This is a genomic window from Marinifilum sp. D737 (assembly GCF_026672275.1).
Taxonomy (GTDB): Bacteria; Bacteroidota; Bacteroidia; order Bacteroidales; family Marinifilaceae; genus Marinifilum.
Genome location: NZ_JANQCD010000007.1, coordinates 46,923 through 69,516, shown reverse-complemented (window position 1 = coordinate 69,516; position 22,594 = coordinate 46,923). Strand labels below are relative to the sequence as shown.

19 protein-coding genes are annotated in these 22,594 nt (G+C 35.8%); 16 read left to right on the top strand and 3 right to left on the bottom strand.

All coding sequences use genetic code 11. The features are described from left to right. Nucleotides 1-65 precede the first annotated feature (65 nt). Genes NQ163_RS06475 through NQ163_RS06465 form a run of 3 tightly spaced genes read right to left on the bottom strand, consistent with a single transcriptional unit; the run spans nt 66 to nt 2,456 of the window. Entirely contained in the window at nt 66-1,628 is a 1,563-nt protein-coding gene (locus NQ163_RS06475; RefSeq protein WP_268189461.1) for a response regulator, read from the bottom strand. A gap of 9 nt (nt 1,629-1,637) precedes the next feature. Further along, nucleotides 1,638-1,985, bottom strand: coding sequence for an STAS domain-containing protein (locus tag NQ163_RS06470; protein WP_054720551.1), 348 nt, complete (start codon nt 1,983-1,985; stop codon nt 1,638-1,640). Nucleotides 1,986-2,000: 15 nt separating this feature from the next. After that, entirely contained in the window at nt 2,001-2,456 is a 456-nt protein-coding gene (locus NQ163_RS06465) for an Hpt domain-containing protein (protein WP_268189460.1), read from the bottom strand. Between the two features lie 292 nt (nt 2,457-2,748). Between NQ163_RS06465 and NQ163_RS06460 the strand changes: the two genes are divergently transcribed. From NQ163_RS06460 to NQ163_RS06385, 16 genes are all read left to right on the top strand, one after another. Beyond that, nucleotides 2,749-4,503, top strand: a complete 1,755-nt coding sequence (locus NQ163_RS06460) for a tetratricopeptide repeat protein (RefSeq protein ID WP_268189458.1) — start codon at nt 2,749-2,751, stop codon at nt 4,501-4,503. Between the two features lie 134 nt (nt 4,504-4,637). Then, complete coding sequence (gene gcvT, locus NQ163_RS06455) at nt 4,638-5,741, top strand: glycine cleavage system aminomethyltransferase GcvT (RefSeq protein WP_268189457.1); 1,104 nt, start codon at nt 4,638-4,640, stop codon at nt 5,739-5,741. A 430-nt stretch (nt 5,742-6,171) separates the two neighbouring features. After that, on the top strand, nt 6,172-7,248 hold the full coding sequence (serC, locus tag NQ163_RS06450; RefSeq protein WP_268189455.1) for a 3-phosphoserine/phosphohydroxythreonine transaminase: 1,077 nt from the start codon (nt 6,172-6,174) through the stop codon (nt 7,246-7,248). A gap of 138 nt (nt 7,249-7,386) precedes the next feature. Beyond that, a complete protein-coding gene (locus tag NQ163_RS06445) occupies nt 7,387-8,307 on the top strand; it encodes a 3-phosphoglycerate dehydrogenase (RefSeq protein WP_268189454.1) in 921 nt (306 codons plus the stop codon). 59 nt (nt 8,308-8,366) lie between these two features. Beyond that, nucleotides 8,367-8,732 carry a four helix bundle protein gene (locus NQ163_RS06440; protein WP_268189453.1) on the top strand — a complete coding sequence of 122 codons (366 nt, stop codon included), beginning with the start codon at nt 8,367-8,369 and terminating at the stop codon, nt 8,730-8,732. Nucleotides 8,733-8,805: 73 nt separating this feature from the next. Then, nucleotides 8,806-10,056, top strand: a complete 1,251-nt coding sequence (locus NQ163_RS06435) for a DUF1015 domain-containing protein (protein WP_120240330.1) — start codon at nt 8,806-8,808, stop codon at nt 10,054-10,056. A 228-nt stretch (nt 10,057-10,284) separates the two neighbouring features. Next, nucleotides 10,285-12,672: an ABC transporter permease gene (locus NQ163_RS06430; RefSeq protein WP_268189452.1), complete on the top strand. Its 2,388-nt coding sequence runs from the start codon at nt 10,285-10,287 to the stop codon at nt 12,670-12,672. A 183-nt stretch (nt 12,673-12,855) separates the two neighbouring features. Then, a complete protein-coding gene (locus NQ163_RS06425) occupies nt 12,856-13,479 on the top strand; it encodes a TetR/AcrR family transcriptional regulator (protein WP_120240328.1) in 624 nt (207 codons plus the stop codon). Continuing rightward, nucleotides 13,476-14,774, top strand: a complete 1,299-nt coding sequence (locus NQ163_RS06420) for a TolC family protein (RefSeq protein ID WP_268189451.1) — start codon at nt 13,476-13,478, stop codon at nt 14,772-14,774. Before NQ163_RS06425 ends, NQ163_RS06420 begins: the two co-directional genes overlap by 4 nt. A 3-nt stretch (nt 14,775-14,777) precedes the next feature. Further along, nucleotides 14,778-15,662 carry an HlyD family secretion protein gene (locus NQ163_RS06415; RefSeq protein WP_268189450.1) on the top strand — a complete coding sequence of 295 codons (885 nt, stop codon included), beginning with the start codon at nt 14,778-14,780 and terminating at the stop codon, nt 15,660-15,662. 6 nt (nt 15,663-15,668) lie between these two features. Continuing rightward, nucleotides 15,669-16,595, top strand: coding sequence for an ABC transporter ATP-binding protein (locus NQ163_RS06410; RefSeq protein ID WP_268189449.1), 927 nt, complete (start codon nt 15,669-15,671; stop codon nt 16,593-16,595). Further along, nucleotides 16,588-17,334 (top strand): ABC transporter ATP-binding protein, encoded by a 747-nt coding sequence (locus NQ163_RS06405; protein ID WP_268189448.1) that lies wholly within the window; start codon nt 16,588-16,590, stop codon nt 17,332-17,334. Before NQ163_RS06410 ends, NQ163_RS06405 begins: the two co-directional genes overlap by 8 nt. 17 nt (nt 17,335-17,351) lie before the next feature. Further along, a complete protein-coding gene (locus NQ163_RS06400) occupies nt 17,352-18,458 on the top strand; it encodes an ABC transporter permease (RefSeq protein WP_268189446.1) in 1,107 nt (368 codons plus the stop codon). Nucleotides 18,459-18,475: 17 nt separating this feature from the next. After that, nucleotides 18,476-19,594, top strand: coding sequence for an ABC transporter permease (locus tag NQ163_RS06395; RefSeq protein ID WP_268189445.1), 1,119 nt, complete (start codon nt 18,476-18,478; stop codon nt 19,592-19,594). 112 nt (nt 19,595-19,706) lie between these two features. Next, the gene (locus tag NQ163_RS06390; protein ID WP_268189444.1) at nt 19,707-20,978 is read left to right on the top strand and encodes a cyclic nucleotide-gated ion channel; all 1,272 of its coding nucleotides are present in this window, start codon (nt 19,707-19,709) and stop codon (nt 20,976-20,978) included. Nucleotides 20,979-20,996: 18 nt separating this feature from the next. Continuing rightward, a complete protein-coding gene (locus tag NQ163_RS06385) occupies nt 20,997-22,304 on the top strand; it encodes an adenylate/guanylate cyclase domain-containing protein (RefSeq protein ID WP_268189443.1) in 1,308 nt (435 codons plus the stop codon). Nucleotides 22,305-22,594: the final 290 nt, after the last annotated feature.

Genomic DNA, 22,594 nt, shown 5'->3' with positions numbered 1-22,594 from the left:
AAATTTGAGAATATTTCTACTCAAAACCAGTGTAAACTGTGACAATGTTTTAAATTGAACTCAGGTTAATTTCTTTGAACCAAAAGAAGCGTGCGGTCATCGTCGAATTTTGAGACATTGTAAGCTTTGGTAAGTTCTTCTTCTATGGCTTGAGGTTGTAGGTCGTTATCCAGTTTAAACTTGTTTAATGAATGGAATAAAGCGTCATCTCCAATCATTTCATTGTTCTTGTCGTTAACCGCTTCGGTATAGCCATCGGTATAGAATAAAACTTTGTCTCCTATATTAAAATCATAAACCAGACTCTGATATTTGGTCGTTTTTATAACGCCTAACAATGTTCCTACAATGTTTAATTGCGACATGGTATCTTCCGATTTGTTGTAGTAATATGGACGTAAAGCACCGGCCGAAGCAACACTAATTTTGTTTTGCTTGGTGCAAATGGAGATCACACTTAAAGTGGTGAACACCTCGGTAAGCTGCATGTCTTTAAATATATATTGATTGATGATATCCAGAAATTTTCCTGGCGACTCTACAAAATCAAATTCCTGACGGTTCAGGAAAAAGTTGATCGTACTCCTGATATATGCAATATATGCGGGAACGAAGAACCAAGCGTCCCATTTCTTTCCCATTACATCACCTAGTACGAAAATTTTTCGGTGCTCATCCACATTAATGATTTCATAATAATCGCCACCCGGCAATTTGTCGTATGGTTCATGCAATATGCGGATCTGGAAATCATTTAATTGATCAGAAAATTCATTTTCAAATCGGATAGGCGATCTTTTGGCTGCCGTGTTTAAGGCATTAAGATATTTGTTCTTAAGTTCATGCTCCCTCTGGATATTCGAATTGATTTGATGGACAATGAGTTTAGCATCCAGGTTTTTGTACAAAAAGGTGCTGATTTTTAACTTTAAAAACTCATCCATCTTTGCAGAATCTTTCGGATCTGAAATAAGCAAACTTAAAGGCACATGAGCCGATGTGATTTCAATAATTTTATCGAGTATGGACATAGCCCATGTAGCGGCATCGTCGATAATTATTCCCCAGTTATTTGTTCCTTGGAGAGCCATGAAAAAATCGGAATCGGTATAAACAACCTTAATGTTTGTTTTTACAAGTTTACGAGAGATTGGAAAAGGTCTGGTTCTGTTAGCACAATAAATTATTGTTCCTTTTTCGTAGCTGATGTCCGACTTTTCTTTTCCTGCAATAATTTCCTTTCTGAGAAATGCCTTTTTTAAATGTGAATTGATTTTTGAAATAAAAACCTTTTGCTTGATTGGTTTTGTTATGAAATCATCAGCACCATCATTTAGATTTTTTATCCAGGTTTCTTCTTCGTTGTTACCTGATAAAAAGATGAAAGGTGTATGCTTGTATTCGGGAGTGTTTCTAAAATGACGCACCAGTTCATTGCCATCCATAAGAGGCATGTAAAGGTCCGAAATGATTAGATCAAAATGCTCTGTTTTTGCTTTGTCGATGGCCTCAATACCATTTTTTGCCAATGTTGTTTTGTAGCTTAAGGCTTTTAGTGTAAACTCTATAAACTTAAGCACAACAACATCGTCATCTACAACGAGTATATGCGGTGAGGCCTTGGCCATATTGGCTAATTATTCTGCCGAGAAGCTGTTTACACAAGCGGTAGGATCCTGTAATATTTCAAAAATAGAATCCAATTGCATTAATTCAATCAATTCCATTACATCTTTATTGATATTACAAAGCTTTATTTTACTTTGATGTTCCTTGGAGGTTTTTAAAGCAGAAATAAGTGCTCCAAATCCAGAACTGTCAATAAAATTAATGTCTTCAAAATCAACAACAAGTCTTGATTGTGGTTGGGTTAAAACTTCGTTCATCTTATCTTTTGCAATGCTAGCATTTAAAGCATACAAACGATTGGTTTCGCAAAGTTTCATTATTGTAACAGAGTCAATGTTTTTGGTTTCAATATTCATGGCTCAAAGTATGGTTTAAAGTTTTTTCAGGTTTGATTTAAGTTCGTCAACGGCTAGCGGACACTTTGAAAGAAAACACTCAACCAAGTCAGGAATGTGTTTCATTTCAACATCATTAGTCGTTTCGTGCATCACATTACTCCAATTCTTTTCATCTTCAGGACTTAACTCAATACCCTTTTCTTTTTTTATCTGTAACTCAAATTTAAGATTTCCTTTTGAAAAATGCTCTAATTGTTCCAAACAATCTCCAATACGATCCATTCCCATTGTTCGAACTGATGATTTTGCTTTGTGGGCAACAGCTCCTAATCCTTCCCAGTTTTGTGTCTCAAAATAGTTTGTAACCTCTTCTGTAAATTCCGGAATCTGCTCGATAAATATTTCGATCATTTCTTCGATAATGCTAATGTCGTTTCCAGACATTTCCTTTAAATAGGATAAATCGGTGAGTTGTTCTCCTTGAGTCATTCTGCAGGATAAAATAATAATCACAAATTGGCAGGAGTATTTTAAAAGTCCTGTAAATCTGTGTGGTTTTACTTCATATAATATTGCAATGATACTAATTTATTTTCAAATTACCTATCTGTTTTTGGTTTCAGTAGAGGCATAAAATTCTGCTGTTTAAAGGATGTTTTTATTCGACTTTTCTCTTTTTAGGAAACATTTTGTTTTATTATCAGTATTAGTGTATAGAAAATTTAAATTTGCAACCATTACCTATAACACACGAATCGTTTTAAAAAAACTACTAATCTCTATGAATTGGAAATTTACTATCCTATCTATTTTTCTGCTTACTTTTTATGTCTCTATTCAGGCTCAGGATTTATTAAATGTTAAAAAATCGGAGTACCTCGAAGGAGATAAGGAAAGAAAAACTGCCTACAAGAATATTCTACATGCCATCGAATTGGGAAAGAGAGGTGAAGATTTTGTAAATCAAGCTGTCCCATTGCTAAAAGAAGCATATCAATTGAATTCAAAAAATGCAGAATTGAATTATAATTTAGGCGTTTGTTATTTGATTGCAGGACCAAGAAACAAGGCTTTGACTTATTTAAAATCTGCACAAAAATTAAACGCAGACATTAGTGAAGATATTCACTTCTTACTGGGAATAGCATATCAATATTGTAATGATTTTGATAAGGCAATTGTACAATTTAAAATCAATATAGAATTGATTCAGCAGAACAATTACAAAGACAAAAAAGAGTTAATAGCATTAAGCGAAAAGCGAATTAGTGAGTGTAAAAATGGGAAGCAACTTTTGAAGAACACTTCTGATTTGGAAATTGAGTTGATGAAAGATGTAAATTCAGCATTTGATGAATATAAGCCTGTTTGGGATGGGAGTGATTTCTATTTTAGTTCTAGAAGGGGAGGTGTGAAGAAATCCAGATCATTGGAAGACCAAAAGTTTTATGAGAAAATTTTTGCACAAGATCCCACTGGAAAAATTTACAATGTATCGGTAAATACTCCAAGTAAATCCAACCTTGCTTTAATGTCTTTTACAAATGAAGTTCCGATAATTTACCTTGGAGGAGAAGGGAATGGAGATGTGTATTTTGTAAAAACTTCAAATGAAAAATGGGGGAAAGGCAAAGCTTTAAAGTTTATAAATGAGAGTAAATCCAGAGAAAGTTCTGTGTGTATAGGCAGTAAGGGAAAGGAAATTTACTTTATCAGTGATAGAAAAGGTGGATTTGGAGATTGTGATGTTTATTACTGCATAAAAGAGGAGAATGGAAAATGGTCGGAACCAATGAATATTGGAGGAGATATTAATACCGAATTCGATGAGAGTGATGTTTTCGTTACGAAGGATGGGAAAAGCTTGTATTTTAGTTCTAAAGGACATAATTCCATTGGAGGTTATGATATTTTTAAGTGTGAAAGAAAGGAGTCTGGACAGTGGGGAAGACCTCAAAATTTAGGATTTCCGATAAACAGTACCGATAACGATATTACCTATTTTGAAGATGAAACAGGTCGGTTCTTTTTTGCTTCGCAAAGATCAGGGGGAGTAGGAGGTTTTGATATCTACAGGGAAAAGGAAATCCTCGAAAAAATTGAAGCGCCTGTTATCCTTCCAGAGCAAGCAAGTATTAAAGAGCTTCCAAATGAACTGAAGAACGAAAAAATGAGTGCACCTGTATTGGCTAAAACTGTAGTGGTTCCGGATATTCCAGTAAAGAATCAGCCTGAAGTAATTGAAGAGATAAAAATGAAAGAAGAACTGGTGCAAGAAGATTTTGTTTATAGAGTTCAAATTGCTGCCTGTAAAAAGGAAATGGGACCAAAAGATTTATTTAAGAGGTATAAAGGTGGAGATGTTATAGAACACTTATATGTTGAAGGTTGGCACAAATATACAATTGGTGGTTTTCCAACTTTCGAAGATGCCGCCAAGTATCGTGATTCTTGTGGTGTTACAGATGCATTTGTTGTGATTTTTAAAGGAGGTTATCGATTGGGAATAGCAAAGAAAACAGGAGGGGTAAAGTAATGTAAGGATTCGGCTGTTATCTAAGAAAATTTTCTACATTTGCACTAACAATAACACATACATAATTCACATTTTTTCTTAGGTATTCGATTTACTAATAAAATTAGTACCGATTGCCCTAAATACAAAATACAATGAAAAGAACAGCTTTCACTAGTTTTCATGAAGAACTAGGTGCAAAAATGGCACCATTTGCAGGCTATAACATGCCAATTGAATACACTGGAGTTAAAGATGAGCACGTTTGTGTTCGTGAAAAACTTGGTGTTTTTGATGTATCTCACATGGGAGAGTTTTGGGTAAAAGGACCAAAAGCTTTCAGTTTTGTTCAAAAGCTTACAACAAATGATGTTGCTGCTTTATCTGATGGAAAAGTACAGTACAGTTGTTTTCCAAATGGTGATGGTGGTATCGTAGATGATTTGTTGGTATACAGAATTGATGAAGAAACTTACCTTTTGGTAGTTAATGCTGCAAATATCGAGAAAGATTGGAACTGGTGTTGTAAGAATGCAGAAGAAATGGGCTTAGAAGTTGGCAAAGAATTGTACAATGCTTCTGATGAAATTTGTCAGCTTGCAGTTCAAGGTCCATTGGCTCTTAAAGCAATGCAGAAAATTGTTGATGTTCCTGTTGAAGACATGGAATATTACACTTTCAAGAAAGCTACTGTAGCTGGAATCGAAAATGCGATTTTCTCTACAACCGGTTATACTGGTTCTGGTGGATGTGAAATCTATGTAGCAAACGAAGATGGTGAGAAACTTTGGAATGCTGTTATGGAAGCAGGAAAAGAGTTCGGTATTCAGCCAATTGGTTTAGCTGCTCGCGATACTTTAAGACTTGAAGTTGGTTTCTGCCTATATGGAAATGATATCGATGACAATCACACACCAATTGAAGCAGGTTTAGGTTGGATTACCAAATTTGTTGAGGGTAACGATTTTATCGATCGTGAATTCTTTGAAAAACAAAAAGAAGAAAAACCTAAGCGTAGACTAAAAGGTTTTGAAATGATTGACAGAGGTATTCCTCGTCAAGGATACAAGATTGAAGATGCTGAAGGAAACGAAATTGGAGAAGTTACTTCTGGTACAATGGCTCCAATGGTAAACAAAGCAATTGGTATGGGATATGTAAAAGAAGGATTTTACAAAGCAGATACTGAAATCTTCATCCGTGTACGTAAAAAAGCACTTAAAGCAAAAATTGTTAAAATCCCTTTCTATAAAGGATAATTTTCAATTTCGAGATATATTAAAAGCAGGTACTTATATAAGTATCTGCTTTTTTTTGTGAAAATAGAAAGAGAGTTATAACATAAATTCTTACATTTGTTCCTCTCTTTGGAGTAAGTGAAGAGGTAAAATTGACAGTTTATGAGCTTTCTTGGGGTGATAAATCTCATGTTGTCCTATCAGAAAGTATCAAGAATTCGAAATATTGCCATCAACTTGACAAAAAAGAGAACAAAAACAAAATATTTTCTGTGGGTTAAAATGCTGTTTTTCAGACTGTAAATATTAATCTATATGAAGGGGGTGGAAATGATTATTTTTTTGTTGAAAAACATAGAAATTAAGAACTAAAATCATTTCTAAATAAATTTTTATTTGCAAATTTGCCTCAGGATATGGAATAATACAAAAATTTAAAACGTTTGAAAAAATGAAAGTACACAACTTTTCTGCAGGCCCTTCAATCCTTCCAGATTTTACAGTAAAAAAAACTGCTGAAGCTATCAAAAATTTTGCTGGTACAGGTCTTTCTGTTATGGAAGTATCTCACCGTAGCAAAGAATTCGTAGCTGTTATGGATGAAGCTATCGCATTGTTTAAAGAATTATTGAACATTCCTGAAGGATATTCAGTATTGTTCGTTGGTGGTGGTGCATCTACTCAGTTCTGCATGATTCCTTACAACTTGATGGGAAAAAAAGCAGCTTACCTTAACACAGGTGCATGGGCTAACAAAGCTCAAAAAGAAGCTAACCTTTTTGGTGAGGTTGTAGAAGTAGCATCTTCGAAAGAAGCTATTTACAATTACATTCCAAAAGGATACGAAATTCCTGCTGATGCAGATTATTTCCACATTACTACTAACAATACCATTTATGGTACTGAGATTAAAGAAGACATGGATATCAATGTTCCATTGGTAGCTGATATGTCATCAGATATCTTCTCTCGTCCGGTTGATGTATCTAAGTATGCATTGATTTATGGTGGTGCTCAAAAGAACCTTGCTCCTGCAGGTGTTACTTTTGTGATTGTTAAAGATGAAATCTTAGGTAAAGTTGACCGTCAGATTCCTACAATGTTAGATTACAGAACTCACATTAAAGGAGAATCAATGTTCAATACTCCCCCTGTAGTTCCTGTATTTGCTGCTCTTCAAACTTTGAAGTGGATCAAAGAAATGGGTGGTGTTGCTGCAATGCAGAAAATGAATGAAGAAAAAGCAGCAGTTCTTTACGATGAAATCGATCGTAACCCAATGTTCAAAGGTACTGTTGTAAACAAAGAAGATCGTTCATTGATGAACATCTGTTTTGTTATGGCTGATGAGTACAAAGAACTTGAAAAAGAATTCTTTACATTCGCTACTGAAAGAGGTATGTCTGGTATTAAAGGACACCGTTCGGTTGGTGGATTCCGTGCTTCTACTTACAATGCATTACCAAAAGCAAGTGTACAAGCTTTGGTTGACTGCATGAAAGAATTTGAAGCGTTACACGTAAAATAATTAAATCTTGATGAGCAGGATTTATTTCCTGCTTTTCGTCATTCAGATGCATGAGGAACGACTAAAGTAATTCTACCGAATTACTTCGATTTGGCTGGCAATGACATTTTATTTTTTTAATTCTAATTTTCAAATAAAATGACAAAAGTATTAATTGCAACCGAAAAGCCTTTTGCTCCTGCCGCCGTTAATGGTATCAGAGAAGTTGTGGAAGGCGCAGGTTACGAGTTGGCTTTGTTGGAATCTTATACTGATAAGGCTGATCTATTGGCTGCTGTAGCTGACGTAGATGCTATGATTATCCGAAGTGATAAAGCTACACGTGAAGTTATTGAAGCTGCTAAAAATCTTAAAGTTATCGTTCGTGCTGGTGCAGGGTACGATAACATTGACCTGGAAGCTTGTACCGAAAAAGGAATTGTAGCTATGAATACTCCAGGACAGAATTCAAACGCTGTTGCTGAGTTGGTGTTAGGAATGATGGTGTTCTTGGCAAGAAATGGTTACAACGGAAAAGCTGGTGTTGAGCTTAGAGGTAAGAAAATTGGTATCCATGCTTATGGTAACGTTGGTCGTTATGTTGGCGAAATTGCGAAAGGTTTTGGAATGGAAGTTTATGCTTTCGATCCATTTGTAGCCAAAGAAGCAATCGAAGCTGATGGTGTTAAAGTTGTTGAGTCTGTAGAAGAATTGTATGGCACTTGTAACTACATCTCTTTGCATATTCCTGCTAACGACAAGACTAAAAAATCAATTAACTACGACTTGTTGAACAAGATGCCAGAAGGGGGAATCTTGGTAAATACTGCTCGTAAAGAAGTAATTGATGAAGAAGGATTAATGAAATTGATGGAAGATCGTAAAGACTTCGCATACATTTCTGATATCGCTCCTGATTGTAAAGATGAAATTGCTGCTAAATTTGAAGGCCGCTTCTTCTTTACTCCTAAAAAGATGGGTGCACAAACTGCTGAAGCAAATATCAATGCAGGTATTGCTGGTGCAAATCAAATTGTGAACTGTATCGAAAAAGGAGATACTACTTTTAAAGTAAACTAGATCGTGATTTTGTGATTTAGCGAATTTGTATTTTTGGAAATTTTACAGCGAAGCTATAAATGTTTGACTTTGAAAAATTAGATCTCTATCAGAAGTCATTGGAAATGATTAAAATAGTTTACAATCAAACTAAACAATTTCCAATTGATGAGAGATTTGGTTTAACGAATCAATATCGAAGAGCTGCAAATTCTGTTGCATTAAATATTGGAGAGGGATATGGAGAAACAATTCCGTTGTCTTTAAAATATATCAAAACATCAAAAGGTTCTATTCGCGAATGTTTGGTGTGTTCTGAAATAGCATTGCAACAAAATTATATTGATCAATATCAGTATGATGAAATTCGAAAAATATTGACTGAATTATCAAAAATGGCATCTGGATATAAGAAATATCTGGAAAGAAAACTTGATTCTAAATAACAATATTACAAATTCACTAAATCACGAATTTACAATTAAACAAAATTAACAACACAACAAAAATACATAAACGATGGCTATAGTAAAACCATTCAGAGGCTTGCGCCCTACTCAAGATATCGCTAAGGATTTGGCATGTCTTCCATATGACGTAATGAATTCAGAAGAGGCTGCTCAAATGGCTGAAGGTAAAGAGTGTTCTTTACTACATATTACAAGAGCAGAGATTGATTGTCCTGCAGGAACTGATGTTCACTCTGAAGAAGTATATGAAAAATCAGTATCTAACTTTAACTTGTGGCAAGAAAAAGGTTGGTTGAAGCAAGATGAAGAAGCTAAATTCTATATCTATGCTCAAACAATGGACGGACGTACTCAGTATGGTATCGTTGCGAATGCTGCATGTGAAGATTACAAAACTGGTGTAATTAAAAAGCACGAGTTAACTCGTCCGGATAAAGAGGAAGATCGTATGATTTTAACTCGTTATGTTGAGGCTAACCTTGAACCTGTATTTTTCTCATACAAAGCTGTACCTGAAATCGATGCTATCGTAGAAAATATCGTTAAAAACGAAGAAGCTACTTACGATTTCGTTGCTGAAGATGGTTTCGGTCACCATTTCTGGCCAGTAAACGATCCTGCTACTAACAAAGAGTTGGAAGAGTTGTTCGCAACTAAAGTTCCTGCAACTTACGTAGCTGATGGTCACCACAGAACAGCTGCTGCTGCTCGTATTGGTGATGAGTTTGCTGCTAAGAATCCAAACCACACAGGTGATGAGGAGTACAACTACTTCATGGCAGTACACTTCCCAGATAACCAATTGAAGATTATTGACTACAACCGTGTAGTTAAGGATTTAAATGGTATGACTGCTGAAGAGTTCTTGGCTAAATTGGAAGCTACTTTCGAAGTAGAGTGCATGGGTGAAGAAATCTACAAGCCAGCTAAATTACACGAATTCTCTATGTATTTAGAAGGCAAGTGGTACAAAATGAACGCTAAGGAAGGTACTTACGATGATAAGGATCCGATTGGTGTTCTTGATGTAACGATCTTATCTAACCATGTTCTTGATAACCTGCTTGATATCAAAGATCTTCGTACGACTACACGTGCAGAATTTGTTGGTGGTATCCGTGGATTAGGTGAGTTGAAGAAACGTGTAGATAGCGGTAATATGAAAGCTGCTTTCGCATTGTACGCAGTATCTATGCAGCAATTAATTGATATTGCTGATACTGGTAACATCATGCCTCCTAAAACAACTTGGTTCGAACCTAAGCTTCGTTCAGGTTTATTGATTCACAAATTAGACTAATTTGAATCACATTATATTAGAAGAAGGAATGCATTTGCATTCCTTCTTTTTTTGTCCATAATCGAAAATTAAATGTGCGTATGCGAACACAATGCGGAATGAGAGGTTGGAATCATTGGTCAGTAAATAAGTTTGTTACATAAGGTGGCATGTTGATTGATAATCGAAAGACATAACCTTAATCTACGTGTGATGATTTTGAATTTTTTTAAGGTTGCATTTCGCAATATGAAGAAATATAAGGGATATTCCTTTATAAATGTTGTTGGTTTAGCCATTGGACTAGCTTGTGTGTTTTTGATTTACCTGTTTGTTCAGGATGAGTTGAGTTATGATAAGTTTTACTCTCAATCGGAGAATATATATCGTGTTGCAACCAGGGCTAAAATGGGTGAAAGAAAAACAGATTTTAACACTATATGTGCTCCTTTTTCGCCTGCAGCACAGTCCGATTTTCCAGAAGTAAAGTATGCGGTTAGAACACATTTTAGGAGTAATGTTCTTTTTTCATATGAAGATAAGCAGTTTGTAGAAAATAAATTGTTAAGGACAGATTCCACCTTTTTCGAAGTGTTCGATCGACCGTTTATTTATGGTGACCCTAAGACTGCATTGTATGGTACCGGGAATATTGTCATTACAGAAACTACAGCTAAAAAATATTTTGGCAATTCCAATCCATTAGGTAAACTGATTCGGATGGGAGAAAAGACCCTTTACACGGTGACAGGTGTAGTAGAGGATGTACCTGAAAATTCTCACTTTCATTACAATTTGGTTTGCAATTTGAACTTAAGTGCTAAAGAAGAAGATAGTTGGTTTAGTGATTATATGCAAGCTTATTTTTTATTGGAACCAGGAACACATTATAATGAGCTGGAATCAAAATTTAGGGATTTTACCTTAAAATATATGGGGCCAAGGCTAAAGAGCATTCTGGGTATTGATGTTTATGAATGGGAAAAATCAGGAAATGAATTTAACTATTACCTGGAGCCTCTTGAAAAGATTTACCTTCATTCTACGACAGATGGTCAAATAGAACCAATTAGTGATATCAAATACATATATATATTTTCGGCAATTGCATTTTTTATATTGTTATTGGCTTGTGTAAACTTTTTAAACCTGACTACAGCCAGGTCATTTACAAGGGCAAATGAAGTTGGTGTTCGAAAGGTTTTTGGTAGCAGCAGAGAGATGTTAATGTTGCAGTTTTATGCTGAAACATTGATTATGACTTTTTTTGCAGGCATATTGTCCTATTTTCTAATTGAACTGATGTTGCCATCCTTTAATATGATTGCCAAGAAAAATATTTCCTCTTCTTTATTGTGGCAACCTGAGTACTTGTTATTTGTATTGGGAGTAATCGTATTTGTAGTCATTTTTGCTGGAACCTATACGGCGCTTTCCTTATCGGGATTTAGAGTGATGAGTGTGCTGAGAGGAGAAGTCAGGAAAGGGAAGATTGGACAGAGAATTAGAGCTTCCTTGGTGGTGTTTCAATTTACAGTTGCCATTGGAATACTAATTTCTGCCTTTGTAATGAAAGAACAGGTTGATTTCATGCAAAACAAGAAGTTGGGATTTGAGAAGGAAAGGATTATGGTGGTTGATCGTGCTTATACCTTTAATGCAGAAGAAAAGGTAACCATAAAGGAAATGCTCTTTAAATATTCAGGAGTTGAAAATGTTTCTTTTTCAGGAATGGTGCCTGGACGTGGAACAAATGGATGGTCGATGTATAGAGAGGGAGCCAGTAATGAGGAGATGATCAATTTCCGCTTGATGCATGTAGATGAAAACTTTCTTGATTTGTTGGATTTAAAACTGAAGGACGGAAGAAAATTTGATAAAGACAGGTTGGCCGACACTTCTGCTTTTATTGCTAATGAGGCGGCAATACATGCCTTAGGCTATACCGATTGTCCTGTAGGAAGGAATGTGTATCGACCTAACATCTCTGATGCCGGACGTACACCAATCGAAATAATTGGGGTGGTGAAAAATTTCCATTTTGAATCGATGAGAGATAAGATTCTGCCTATGTTTTTGACATATACACCCCAATATCATCAAAGATACATGTTGGTGAAACTGAAGCAGGATAATATTATGGGAGGCATGAAAATGGTGAAGAAAATTTGGATGAAAATGACCAAAGGAGAACCATTTGAGTATTTCTTTTTAGATGCTGATTTCAATACGTTATTCAAAGGGGAGGTTAGAGTCGCCAATATCTTAACATCCTTTACCATTTTGGCATTCATTATTGCCTTATTGGGCTTATTGGGATTGGTTTCTTTTGAAATGCAACAACGTGTAAAGGAAATAGGAATTAGGAAAGTACTTGGTGGTACCGAGATGAATCTGATTGTATTGTTGAGTAAAAATTTATGTGTAAGTGTAATTATTGCAAATGTGATTGCTTGGCCATTAAGTTATTATGCAATGCAAAAGTGGTTGTCGAACTTTGTGTATAGAATAGATTTTCCTTGGTATTATTTCTTGATTGCACTAAGTATTTCCTTGCTGTTGGCAATTTTAACAGTAAGTGGACATTCGGTAAAAGTAGCCAATGCAAATCCCATAAAATCACTTCGATACGAATAATATAGAACTATAATTAAGAAAGGACTCTAAGCAAATTGAGTTCTTTCTTTTTTTTTTAACTATTTGGTTAAAAAAGAGGAAAATGTTTTGATCTTTATTTAAATGTCCTACATTTGCATTAACCAAACGGTTAAACCGGATGGTTTATTTTTGATAGTTGAATTAACCAAATGGTTAAAAAGTATGAAAGAGAATAAAAAGTCAGAAGAAACACAGGAGTTAATATTGAAAACGGCAAAGGATATTTTTGCCCAAAAAGGTTATGCCGGTGCTCGTATGCAGGAAATTGCTGATGCCGCTGGTATTAATAAAGCACTTTTGCATTATTATTACCGAAATAAGGAAAAGTTGTTTGAGCAGGTTTTTGAAGGGGCAATTCGCAAATTGTTGGGGCCTATGGCTTCTTTCTTAGCTGACGATTCGGAGTTATTTGCAAAAATCAGGAATCTGTGTCACCATTACTATGGAGTCTTAATTGAATACCCATTTATTCCAATTTTTGTTTTGAATGAGGCCAGTGCCAATCCTGATCGCTTTTTACGTTTGATGAAGTTCGAAGGAGTGGTGGAAGCCAAGGAAAAAACCAGGATGCAAATCCAGCAATATATTAGAGAAGGCAAAATAAGACCAATCGACCCCAGGGAGTTGTTATGGAATATCATGAGTTTGTGCATATTTCCAATTGTCAGCCGACCAGTTGCCGGGGAAATTCTGTACCCTGATGAGGATGTGACAGAAGTCTTAAAGAAAAGGGCCGATCATGTTGCTGATTTTGTGATTCAATCCATTAAAATCCAATCAGTATGAAAATGATATCGTATAAAAAATGTGCTTTATTCCTGATGTGCTTTGCATATATGAATATAGGATTTGGGCAGAATAGCATTTTAAGTTTGGAGCAAATTCAGGAAATAGTGCAGCAAAATTATCCTTTGGTAAAAGGAAAAGATTTGTTGCGTGAACAATCGGGATTAAGTGTTGAGAATTTAAAAACTGCCTTTTTGCCCCAATTGTATGCCAATGGAAGAATGAGTTACCAGTCTGATGTAACCAGCAGTCCGCTTGCAGGACCAAATTCTTTTGGTGCACCCAAGGAACAAATTTCCCTGAATCTGGATGTTGAGCAGTTGATTTACAATGGTGGTAGGATCAAAAGTCAGGTGAAACTGGAGCAATTGTCTGCAGATCTTGAAGTGATTGATCTGGAAGTCAGAATGTATGAGCTTAGAGAGCGTGTGAACGATGCATACTTTAGCATTCTGCTGCTAAGGCAAAGCAGACAGGTTTTAGAGGTGAAAAGAAAAAGTATTGCAGCACGTTTGCAACAGGTGCAATCGGCTGTGAAAAATGGTGTAATGGCTGCTTTTAATTCCAAAGTGCTGGAATCGGAACTGCTTCTCATTCAACAGCAAGAAAAAGAAATAGAATTTGCCGAAAGAACAAGCCTGGAAAGCCTGGCCGAGTTGATGAATAGGATTGAAAAGTTCGATATTGAAGCCATTGGTGTGAAAGAAGAGATCGGACAATTTAAACTGGGTAATGAATTTTCAGAAGAGAGGCCAGAGTACAAATTGTTCGAAGGGCAAAACTTATTGCTGGATGAGAAGATGGAAATCACCAGGAAAGACAGGCTTCCTGTAATCAGCGCTTTTGGTCAGTTGGGATATGGTCAGCCAGGCTACAATCAATTAAATGATGATTTTGACAGCTACTATATGCTTGGCGCAAAATTGAGCTGGAACATTTTTGACTGGAAATCGAGCAAACGAAATCAAAGAAAGTATCAATTGCAAAAGGAAATTGTGGCAACTCAACGATCAAGTTTTCAGAAGAATCAAATGGTTGAATTGCGCACGGAGGTCAATAACATATCTAAGTTCAAGATATTACTGGAACAGGATGATGCAATTGTGTGCCTTCAGGAAGAGGTGACCAAAACTTCTTCTTCTCAACTTGACAATGGTGTGATCACATCCAGTGATTACCTGGAAGATTTAAACAAGGAAATACAGGCCAAACTAAACAGGGAATATCATCAAATTCAACTGTGCCAGTCCATTGCTGAATACAAAAGAATATTAGGGAAAACAGAAATTAGGTAGAAAATGAGACAAATAAAATTATATATCGGATTGATAATTGCGATGTTGGTTAGCGCATGTAATAATGGAGATCAGCTATCGGATGCATATGGTAATTTCGAAGCTGTAGATTACACGATCTCTGCAGAAAATTCAGGGAAAATATTGGGCTTGAATCTTAAAGAAGGAGATGTATTCAATGAACCTACTTTGGTTGGATATATCGATACCTCTCAACTGTTTCTGAAAAAAGAGCAGTTAAAGGCACAGCGCAAGTCAATAGCATCTGGAATTCAAAATATCATATCCAGAATTGATGTTTACAAGGAGCAGCTGGTTTTATTGCAAAAAGACAAGCAGCGAATTGATCAAATGTATGCCGATGAAGCAGTTTCAGTTAAAAAAGTAGATGATATTAATGGAAACATTCAGGTTGTTGAAAAGCAAATAAAATCGGTGCAAACTGAGAATGCCAAAGTGCTGGGAAATATTGAAAGCTTAGACAGACAAATAGAGTCCATTAATGATCTGATTGCGAAGAGTAAGATAATGGTCCCAAAGGCTGCTACTGTACTTGAGAAATATAAGGAGCAGTTCGAAATGGTGAATGCAGGAACTCCACTGTTCAAATTGGCAGATCTAAGATCCTTGGATTTGAGAGCCTACATTTCGGGAGATCAGCTTTCAAGCGTGAGAATCGGTCAAAAAGTGAAGGTGATCATTGATAAAAATGCTGATGAGAATGAAAGTTTGGAAGGAGAAATTACCTGGATATCATCTCAATCGGAATTTACACCTAAAATTATTCAAACAAAACAAGAGCGGGTAAAGTTGGTTTATGCATTAAAAGTAAGAGTTGTAAACGATGGGCGACTAAAGATTGGTATGCCAGGTGAAATTAGATTCTAATTGATTATGAATGCAGGTATTAGCATAGAAAACCTATCCAAAACATACGGAAGTGTTCAGGCACTTAAGCATATTAATTTGGATATAAATTCAGGGGAACTATTCGGTTTAATTGGGCCTGATGGTGCGGGGAAAACAACTCTTTTTAGGCTGCTTGCTACCCTATTATTGCCAGATATTGGAAGTGCTCGCATGTGTGATATTGATATGGTTGGGGGATATAAGCAAATCAGAAACCTATTGGGGTATATGCCTGGGAAATTCTCTTTGTATCAGGATTTAAGTGTAATCGAAAACCTTGAGTTCTTTGCCACGGTATTTGATACGCGAATCGAGGACAATATGGACATGATTCATGATATATGGGTGCAAATAGAGCCATTCAAAGATCGCCTGGCAGGGAATCTTTCGGGAGGAATGAAACAGAAACTCGCCTTGTGTTGTGCACTAATTCATCAGCCCAAAGTGCTCTTGTTGGATGAACCAACCACTGGGGTTGATGCGGTATCGAGAAGTGAATTCTGGCAGATGCTAAAGAGCTTAAAATCAAAAGGAATTACCATTGTAGTTGCAACCCCATATATGGATGAAGCAAACTTGTGTGAAAGAGTTGCCTTGATTAAAGATGGCGAAATTCTACAAGTGAATACGCCACAGGAAATTGTAGATCAGTTCGAAAGAAAGCTGTATGCAATTAAAAGTAATGATAACTACCAATGCTTACTGGATTTAAGAGAATTTGAATTTACAAACTCTGTTTTTCTATTCGGTCAAGCTTTGCATTACACCGATGCACGAAAAGAGTTTTCATTGGAAGAAGTCAACTCCTACCTAAAAAGTAAAGGGCATTTGCATTTGGAAATAGAGCAAGTGAAGCCGGGAATTGAAGATTGTTTTATGGCATTGAGCACAAAAACGGACGGATATGAATAGGGATGTTAAGGTAATAAAGGTTAAAAATCTGTGTAAGAAATTTGGCGATTTTAATGCAAACAACAATTTGTCGTTCGAGGTTTCTAAAGGTGAGATTTTTGGTTTTCTAGGAGCAAACGGAGCAGGTAAAACCACAGCCATTAAGATATTATGCGGATTGTCTTATCCTACCTCAGGTGAAATTAGTGTTGCTGGCTTTGATGTATACAAACAGCGTGAGCAATTGAAGAGAAATATTGGTTACATGAGCCAAAAGTTTTCCTTGTACGAAGACTTAACAGTGTTCGAAAATATCAGGTTCTATGGGGGTATTTATGGATTATCAAAGGAGGTGATTCATGGTAAAGCTGCTGATTTATTAAAGAAACTGGATTTGCAGCATGCAAGAAATAAGCGCATCAGTTCTTTGCCTCTTGGATGGAAGCAAAAGTTAGCATTTTCGGTTGCCATTTTTCACAATCCCGAAATTGTATTTCTGGATGAACCAACAGGAGGAGTTGATCCGGTTACAAGAAGACAGTTTTGGGATTTAATTTATGAGGCTTCGCGAGAGGGAATTACAATTTTTGTGACCACCCATTATATGGATGAAGCGGAATATTGCGATAGGGTATCGATAATGGTGGATGGAAAAATAGAAGCATTGGATACACCAACCAAATTGAAGGAAGATTTTAATGCTGAGGATATGGATCAGGTGTTTTTGGCCTTGGCTCGAAAGGCAACAAATGTAGAGTAGATTAAAAATTAGAAGTAATGAATCGATTTATCGGATTTTTAAAGAAAGAATTCTATCATATTTTCCGCGATAAGCGGTCTATGCTTATTTTGTTTGGAATGCCTATCGTGCAGATCATGCTTTTTGGATATGTGATTAATACAGACTTAAAGGATGTAAGAATGGCGGTTCTCGATCATTCCAAGGATGAATATACAGCTGAAATAATTAACAAAATTACATCCTCGGGCTATTTTCAGCTAAGCAATAATTTAAAGAGTATTGAGCAGGTTGATGCTATTTTTAGAAAAGGAGATGTAAAGCTAATTTTAGTCTTCGAGCCCGATTTTGGAAAGAAGCTAGTTAAGAATTCCAAAGCTAACGTACAAATACTAACCGATGCTTCTGATCCGAATACAGCAAATTTAGAGGTAAGTTATTTGCAAGGGATTTTGCAAAATTACAATGTGGAAATCAATAAAGACAAACAATTGCCAAGTTCGATTCAAGCCAATTTCAGAATGTATTTTAATGCCAATCTCGAAAGTGTTTTCATGTTTATTCCTGGTATAATGGCTACCATTTTAATGTTGGTATCTGCCATGATGACTTCCATTTCCATTGCTCGGGAAAAAGAGCTAGGTACAATGGAAATATTATTGGTTTCCCCTTTGAATCCATTACAAATTATACTCGGAAAAGTAACTCCTTACCTGGCTTTGTCATTTATTAATGCCCTGGTGATTGTGGGTATGGGGTACTTTGTGTTTGGAGTACCAGTTCTGGGTAGTTTTACCTTATTAATGGCCGAAAGTGTGCTGTTTATATTTTTAGCCTTGTCAATTGGGATATTTATATCCACAGTCGCCAAAAGTCAACAGGTTGCAATGATGCTTTCAATGTTTGTGCTCATGTTGCCAACCATAATCCTTTCTGGTTTTATATTCCCAATTAGAAATATGCCAGTTCCCCTGCAAGTAATCAGCTATATCATTCCACCCAAATACTTTATCGTGATTTTAAAAAATATCATGCTAAAAGGAGTAGGATTTGAATATGTATGGAAGGAAACCTTGATACTACTTGCAATGACCTTTGGTTTTATTGGTTTAAGTCTAAGGAAGTTTAAAATCAGATTACAGTAATGGTGAAATAAAAAGTTATGCGAGTATTAAAATATCTATTACAGAAAGAGTTTTTACAGATTTTTCGCAACAAAAGCATGTTGCCAATCATCTTTGTGATGCCAATATTACAGCTTTGTGTTTTGTCTTTTGCTGCAACCTACGACATGAAAAATACGAATCTTTATATTGTCGATAAAGACCTTTCAAGTCATTCCCGTGAGTTGATATCCAAGTTTAATGGATCTCCTTTTTTCTCGGTAAAGGAAATTGGGTTTTCGGTTGAAGAAGCCGAAAAGGAGATCTATAAAGATAAAATCGATGCCATTCTGGTTTTTAATAATGATTTTGGGAAATCGGTTGATTTGAAAAAGGGAGCGTCTGTTCAGGTACTGATCAATGCGATTAATGCAAGCTCCGCTGGTTTGTACAATGCTTATATTTCTTCGGTAATTCAGGACTATAATCGTAAAGTAAGCGCAAGCATTAGAGAAGTAGGCACAGGAGTACCTGTACATTTTGTGCAATCAAGCTACCTGCATCAGTTTAACCCTGAAATGAAATATATTCCATACATGTTGCCTGGGTTACTTGTGTTATTGGTTACAGTTATTGGTTTGTTCTTATCGGCAATGAATGTGGTAAGAGAGAAAGAAATAGGAACAATCGAACAAATCAATGTAACTCCAATTCGAAAGTCACAATTTCTACTGGCCAAATTGATACCATTTTTGGTAATTGGATTTTTTGAATTGGGAATTGGTTTAAGCATAGCTGCTTTCCTGTTTAAGATTCCTTTTTTAGGATCGGTATGGCTAATTTATTTGGTTGCTTTTGTTTATTTGATTGCCATTTTGGGCTTTGGACTGCTGATATCTACACAGACCAATACGCAGCAGCAGGCAATGTTTATTGCATGGTTTTTTATGGTGATATTCTTATTGATGAGCGGTTTGTTTACGCCGGTGGAAAGTATGCCGGAATGGGGGCAGACCTTAAACATCTTAAATCCGATTGCCTATTTTATTAAGGTAATTCGAATGATACTCTTGAAAGGATCCGGATTTTTTGACATTGTTAATGAAATTGCAATTTTAACGGTATTTGCGGTATCAGTTGTAAGTATTGCGGTGAATATGCATCGAAAAGTTGCCTGACTTCAAATAGAAACTCAATGCCATTTACCGATTAATAGTTCTCTTTTATCTATTTTTACTGGAGCAATCCATAAGATTCAATTTATTTTGAAGAACTCTAATCCAAATATCTGTGAACTACTTTAAGTCAATTTATAATTCTGCCTGGAGAATCTTGATCATTGTAGCCGTTTTGCTGCAAGTGAGTTTAATGCCTTTAGATTTCCTTTTTAATTTGAGAGGATTAGAATGGTACAAGACTCTCGATTTGATTATATCTGTGCTCTATTTTCTTGACTTATTCGTAAACATTTTGAGATATCGAGGAATAAAAAATCATGCCTTTTTAAAAGATGTTTATTGGGATACCTATTCTTCAAGTAAATTCTTTATTACTGATTTGCTGGCAATATTGCCATATGCAGTATTGTTCTCGAATCCGGTATTTCAGTTGTTCAGATTGTTCAAGTGGGTTAGGGTAATTCGAACAACTCGCTATTTTCAAATCAGGAATTTAAGATACAGTACCGGAATTTCTATTGGCTTGCTTTGGATTGGAGCTTTTTTATTTTCACACTGGTTTGCTTGTATTTGGATTCAGATACATGGAATGGAAGCTAGTCTGACTAAAGTGGACAATTATGTGAGGGCACTTTATTATACGGTAACCACTTTAACTTCTGTTGGTTATGGTGATGTGGTTCCGCATGGAAATGTCGAGATGCTCTATAATATCTTTCTTCAGTTTATAGGAGTTGGTTTTTTGGCTCTTCTTGTGGGGAATGTGGTTCGTATTTTTACCAGGAAAGATCCTGCCGAACAGCGCTTTTTAGAAAATATGGAAAAGCTGAGAGCACTAATTCACTATCAACACATTTCAAAAGATTTAGAGCACAGAATTAGCGATTACTTTACCTATGAAAGGAAACAAAAATTGGGTTACGATGAAACCGAATTGATGGAAGCACTTCCTTTTGGACTTAGAAATGAGTTGCAGTTAGAGTTTAAAAAGAACATCATAAAAGATATTCCCTTGTTTGAATCTGTGGATGATCATTTCGTTAGAGATATCGCTCAATATCTTAGTCCAAAAATCCTAACTCCTGGAGATTATTTGTTTCGAATAGGAGATTCTGCAAGTTCAATGTTTTTTGTGCAAAAAGGAAGTTTGAAAGTTTTGTCGGCGGATGAATCAAAACAGTTGACACTTTTAAAGAAAGGTGATTTTATGGGAGAGATCGCCTTGTTTAAAAAGACAACAAGAACCGCAACCGTAAAATCGGTAGGATATTCAGATTTGTATGAGCTTCAAAAGAAAGAGTTCGATAAGGTATTGAAAATATACCCTGAAATCGCTGAGAAAATAAGACTAAAATCAAAGTCAAGAGAAGAGAGGTATATGTAATGAATAAATTATAGCACCATGTTTCATCATCATGATCATTTTAATGAGTTGTTGCATCCCGAATTTTTAAGGATAGAGCGAAAAAGAGTAGGAATCATTTTAGGCCTTTTTATTATTGGTACTTTGATTCTTCCGGTTCTTCATTATTTGGCTCCAAGCCTGTTGCGTAATTTCTTAAATCAAGAACAATTCATTGGAGGCTTGGTGTTTTGGTGGGTGTTGTTTTGTGTATTCGAATTGGGGGTTTATTTCCGATTGGGTTACGCCATTAAGAATAACATTCAGATTCCTAAAAGAATATTGATTCTCAATATATTGGTGGAGTTTGGTTTGCCTGCTATTGTGTTGTATCACGCAGTAAAGTTCGATTACTCTCTTTTAATATTGGAATATGACGGGCTACTGTTTTATTTCTTGTTACTCATGCTTTCGGCAATGCATCTTGATTTTAAAGTTTCGGTAGGAGCTGGTTTTCTTGCTGGGATAGGATATTTTTCAGTTGCATTTTGGGGGATAAATTATCTTCAAACCGAACAGGATGTGGCTCAACTAAAGGAGATTTATACAATGAGAAGTGTTGGCCTGGTTGTGGGAGGGCTGGTGGCAGGAGTAGTGGCACATGAAATTAAAAAGAGGGTTAACAATTACCTGAACAGCATGGAAGAGCAGAAAGAAATTGAGTCCTTGCTCGGTCAGCAGTTGTCGAAAGGGGTTGCCAATGAGTTGATTGTTCACAGAAATGAAACCATCGGGCACAAAGTGGTTGGCTCAATCATGTTCCTGGATATTCGAAACTTTACAGTTATGGCCGATCATCAAAGTCCTGAAGAAACCATAGAATTTCAGAATGCCATATTCGATCCTCTTATTCGAATTATAGAAAAGAACAATGGGATCATTCACCAGATTTTGGGTGATGGATTTATGGCATCATTTGGAATCGCTGTGAAAAATGAAAATCATGCCAAAGACTCTTTGAATGCAGGATTGGAGATTATGGAAGCCATTAATCACCTAAGAACAGACCAGAATGGTAGTACCACAAAGGTGGGAATTGGTTTGCATTCGGGCGAGGTGATTACAGGAAATATTGGGAACGAGATCAGAAAGCAATTTTCCATTGCTGGTAAAAATGTGATTCTGGCTTCCAGAATAGAGCAATTGAATAAAACTTTTAAAACACAATTCCTGGTAAGTCGTCAGTTTGTGGATATGCTGAATTGCAAAGGTTGCTTTATCGATTTGGGTGAGGTTCAGGTAAAAGGATTCGACGATCAGGTCCATATCTACCAGGTAGGAGAGAACTGTTCCTGCAAGGAAAATTAAAAAATGCTATTGGAGGTAAAATAATATATAAAGGCCATCGTTATTACATTTTTGATGGCCTTTGTTTTGATATTAATATCAATAGATTGCCAATATTGATTCTAAATTAAGTAATAGCGATATAGGCTCTTAGTATAAAAAGAAACTTTTTGATGATTAAATGAGTTATTTTTAGGATAAATGAAGAAATTATTGCTATTTTTAAAATGGTTCTAATTTAGAATTGAATTTCGAAAAAATATAAACATTTTTGTAGCGAATTGAGTAGAAAAGAACATGTTAACTTGTTG

What these genes read in the sequence shown, in the direction of transcription:
- NQ163_RS06475 (WP_268189461.1), bottom strand. Translation starts at nt 1,628, where the DNA reads ATGGCCAAGGCCTCACCGCATATACTCGTTGTAGATGACGATGTTGTT.
- NQ163_RS06470 (WP_054720551.1), bottom strand. Translation starts at nt 1,985, where the DNA reads ATGAATATTGAAACCAAAAACATTGACTCTGTTACAATAATGAAACTT.
- NQ163_RS06465 (WP_268189460.1), bottom strand. Translation starts at nt 2,456, where the DNA reads ATGACTCAAGGAGAACAACTCACCGATTTATCCTATTTAAAGGAAATG.
- NQ163_RS06460 (WP_268189458.1), top strand. Translation starts at nt 2,749, where the DNA reads ATGAATTGGAAATTTACTATCCTATCTATTTTTCTGCTTACTTTTTAT.
- gcvT (WP_268189457.1), top strand. Translation starts at nt 4,638, where the DNA reads ATGAAAAGAACAGCTTTCACTAGTTTTCATGAAGAACTAGGTGCAAAA.
- serC (WP_268189455.1), top strand. Translation starts at nt 6,172, where the DNA reads ATGAAAGTACACAACTTTTCTGCAGGCCCTTCAATCCTTCCAGATTTT.
- NQ163_RS06445 (WP_268189454.1), top strand. Translation starts at nt 7,387, where the DNA reads ATGACAAAAGTATTAATTGCAACCGAAAAGCCTTTTGCTCCTGCCGCC.
- NQ163_RS06440 (WP_268189453.1), top strand. Translation starts at nt 8,367, where the DNA reads ATGTTTGACTTTGAAAAATTAGATCTCTATCAGAAGTCATTGGAAATG.
- NQ163_RS06435 (WP_120240330.1), top strand. Translation starts at nt 8,806, where the DNA reads ATGGCTATAGTAAAACCATTCAGAGGCTTGCGCCCTACTCAAGATATC.
- NQ163_RS06430 (WP_268189452.1), top strand. Translation starts at nt 10,285, where the DNA reads ATGAAGAAATATAAGGGATATTCCTTTATAAATGTTGTTGGTTTAGCC.
- NQ163_RS06425 (WP_120240328.1), top strand. Translation starts at nt 12,856, where the DNA reads ATGAAAGAGAATAAAAAGTCAGAAGAAACACAGGAGTTAATATTGAAA.
- NQ163_RS06420 (WP_268189451.1), top strand. Translation starts at nt 13,476, where the DNA reads ATGAAAATGATATCGTATAAAAAATGTGCTTTATTCCTGATGTGCTTT.
- NQ163_RS06415 (WP_268189450.1), top strand. Translation starts at nt 14,778, where the DNA reads ATGAGACAAATAAAATTATATATCGGATTGATAATTGCGATGTTGGTT.
- NQ163_RS06410 (WP_268189449.1), top strand. Translation starts at nt 15,669, where the DNA reads ATGAATGCAGGTATTAGCATAGAAAACCTATCCAAAACATACGGAAGT.
- NQ163_RS06405 (WP_268189448.1), top strand. Translation starts at nt 16,588, where the DNA reads ATGAATAGGGATGTTAAGGTAATAAAGGTTAAAAATCTGTGTAAGAAA.
- NQ163_RS06400 (WP_268189446.1), top strand. Translation starts at nt 17,352, where the DNA reads ATGAATCGATTTATCGGATTTTTAAAGAAAGAATTCTATCATATTTTC.
- NQ163_RS06395 (WP_268189445.1), top strand. Translation starts at nt 18,476, where the DNA reads ATGCGAGTATTAAAATATCTATTACAGAAAGAGTTTTTACAGATTTTT.
- NQ163_RS06385 (WP_268189443.1), top strand. Translation starts at nt 20,997, where the DNA reads ATGTTTCATCATCATGATCATTTTAATGAGTTGTTGCATCCCGAATTT.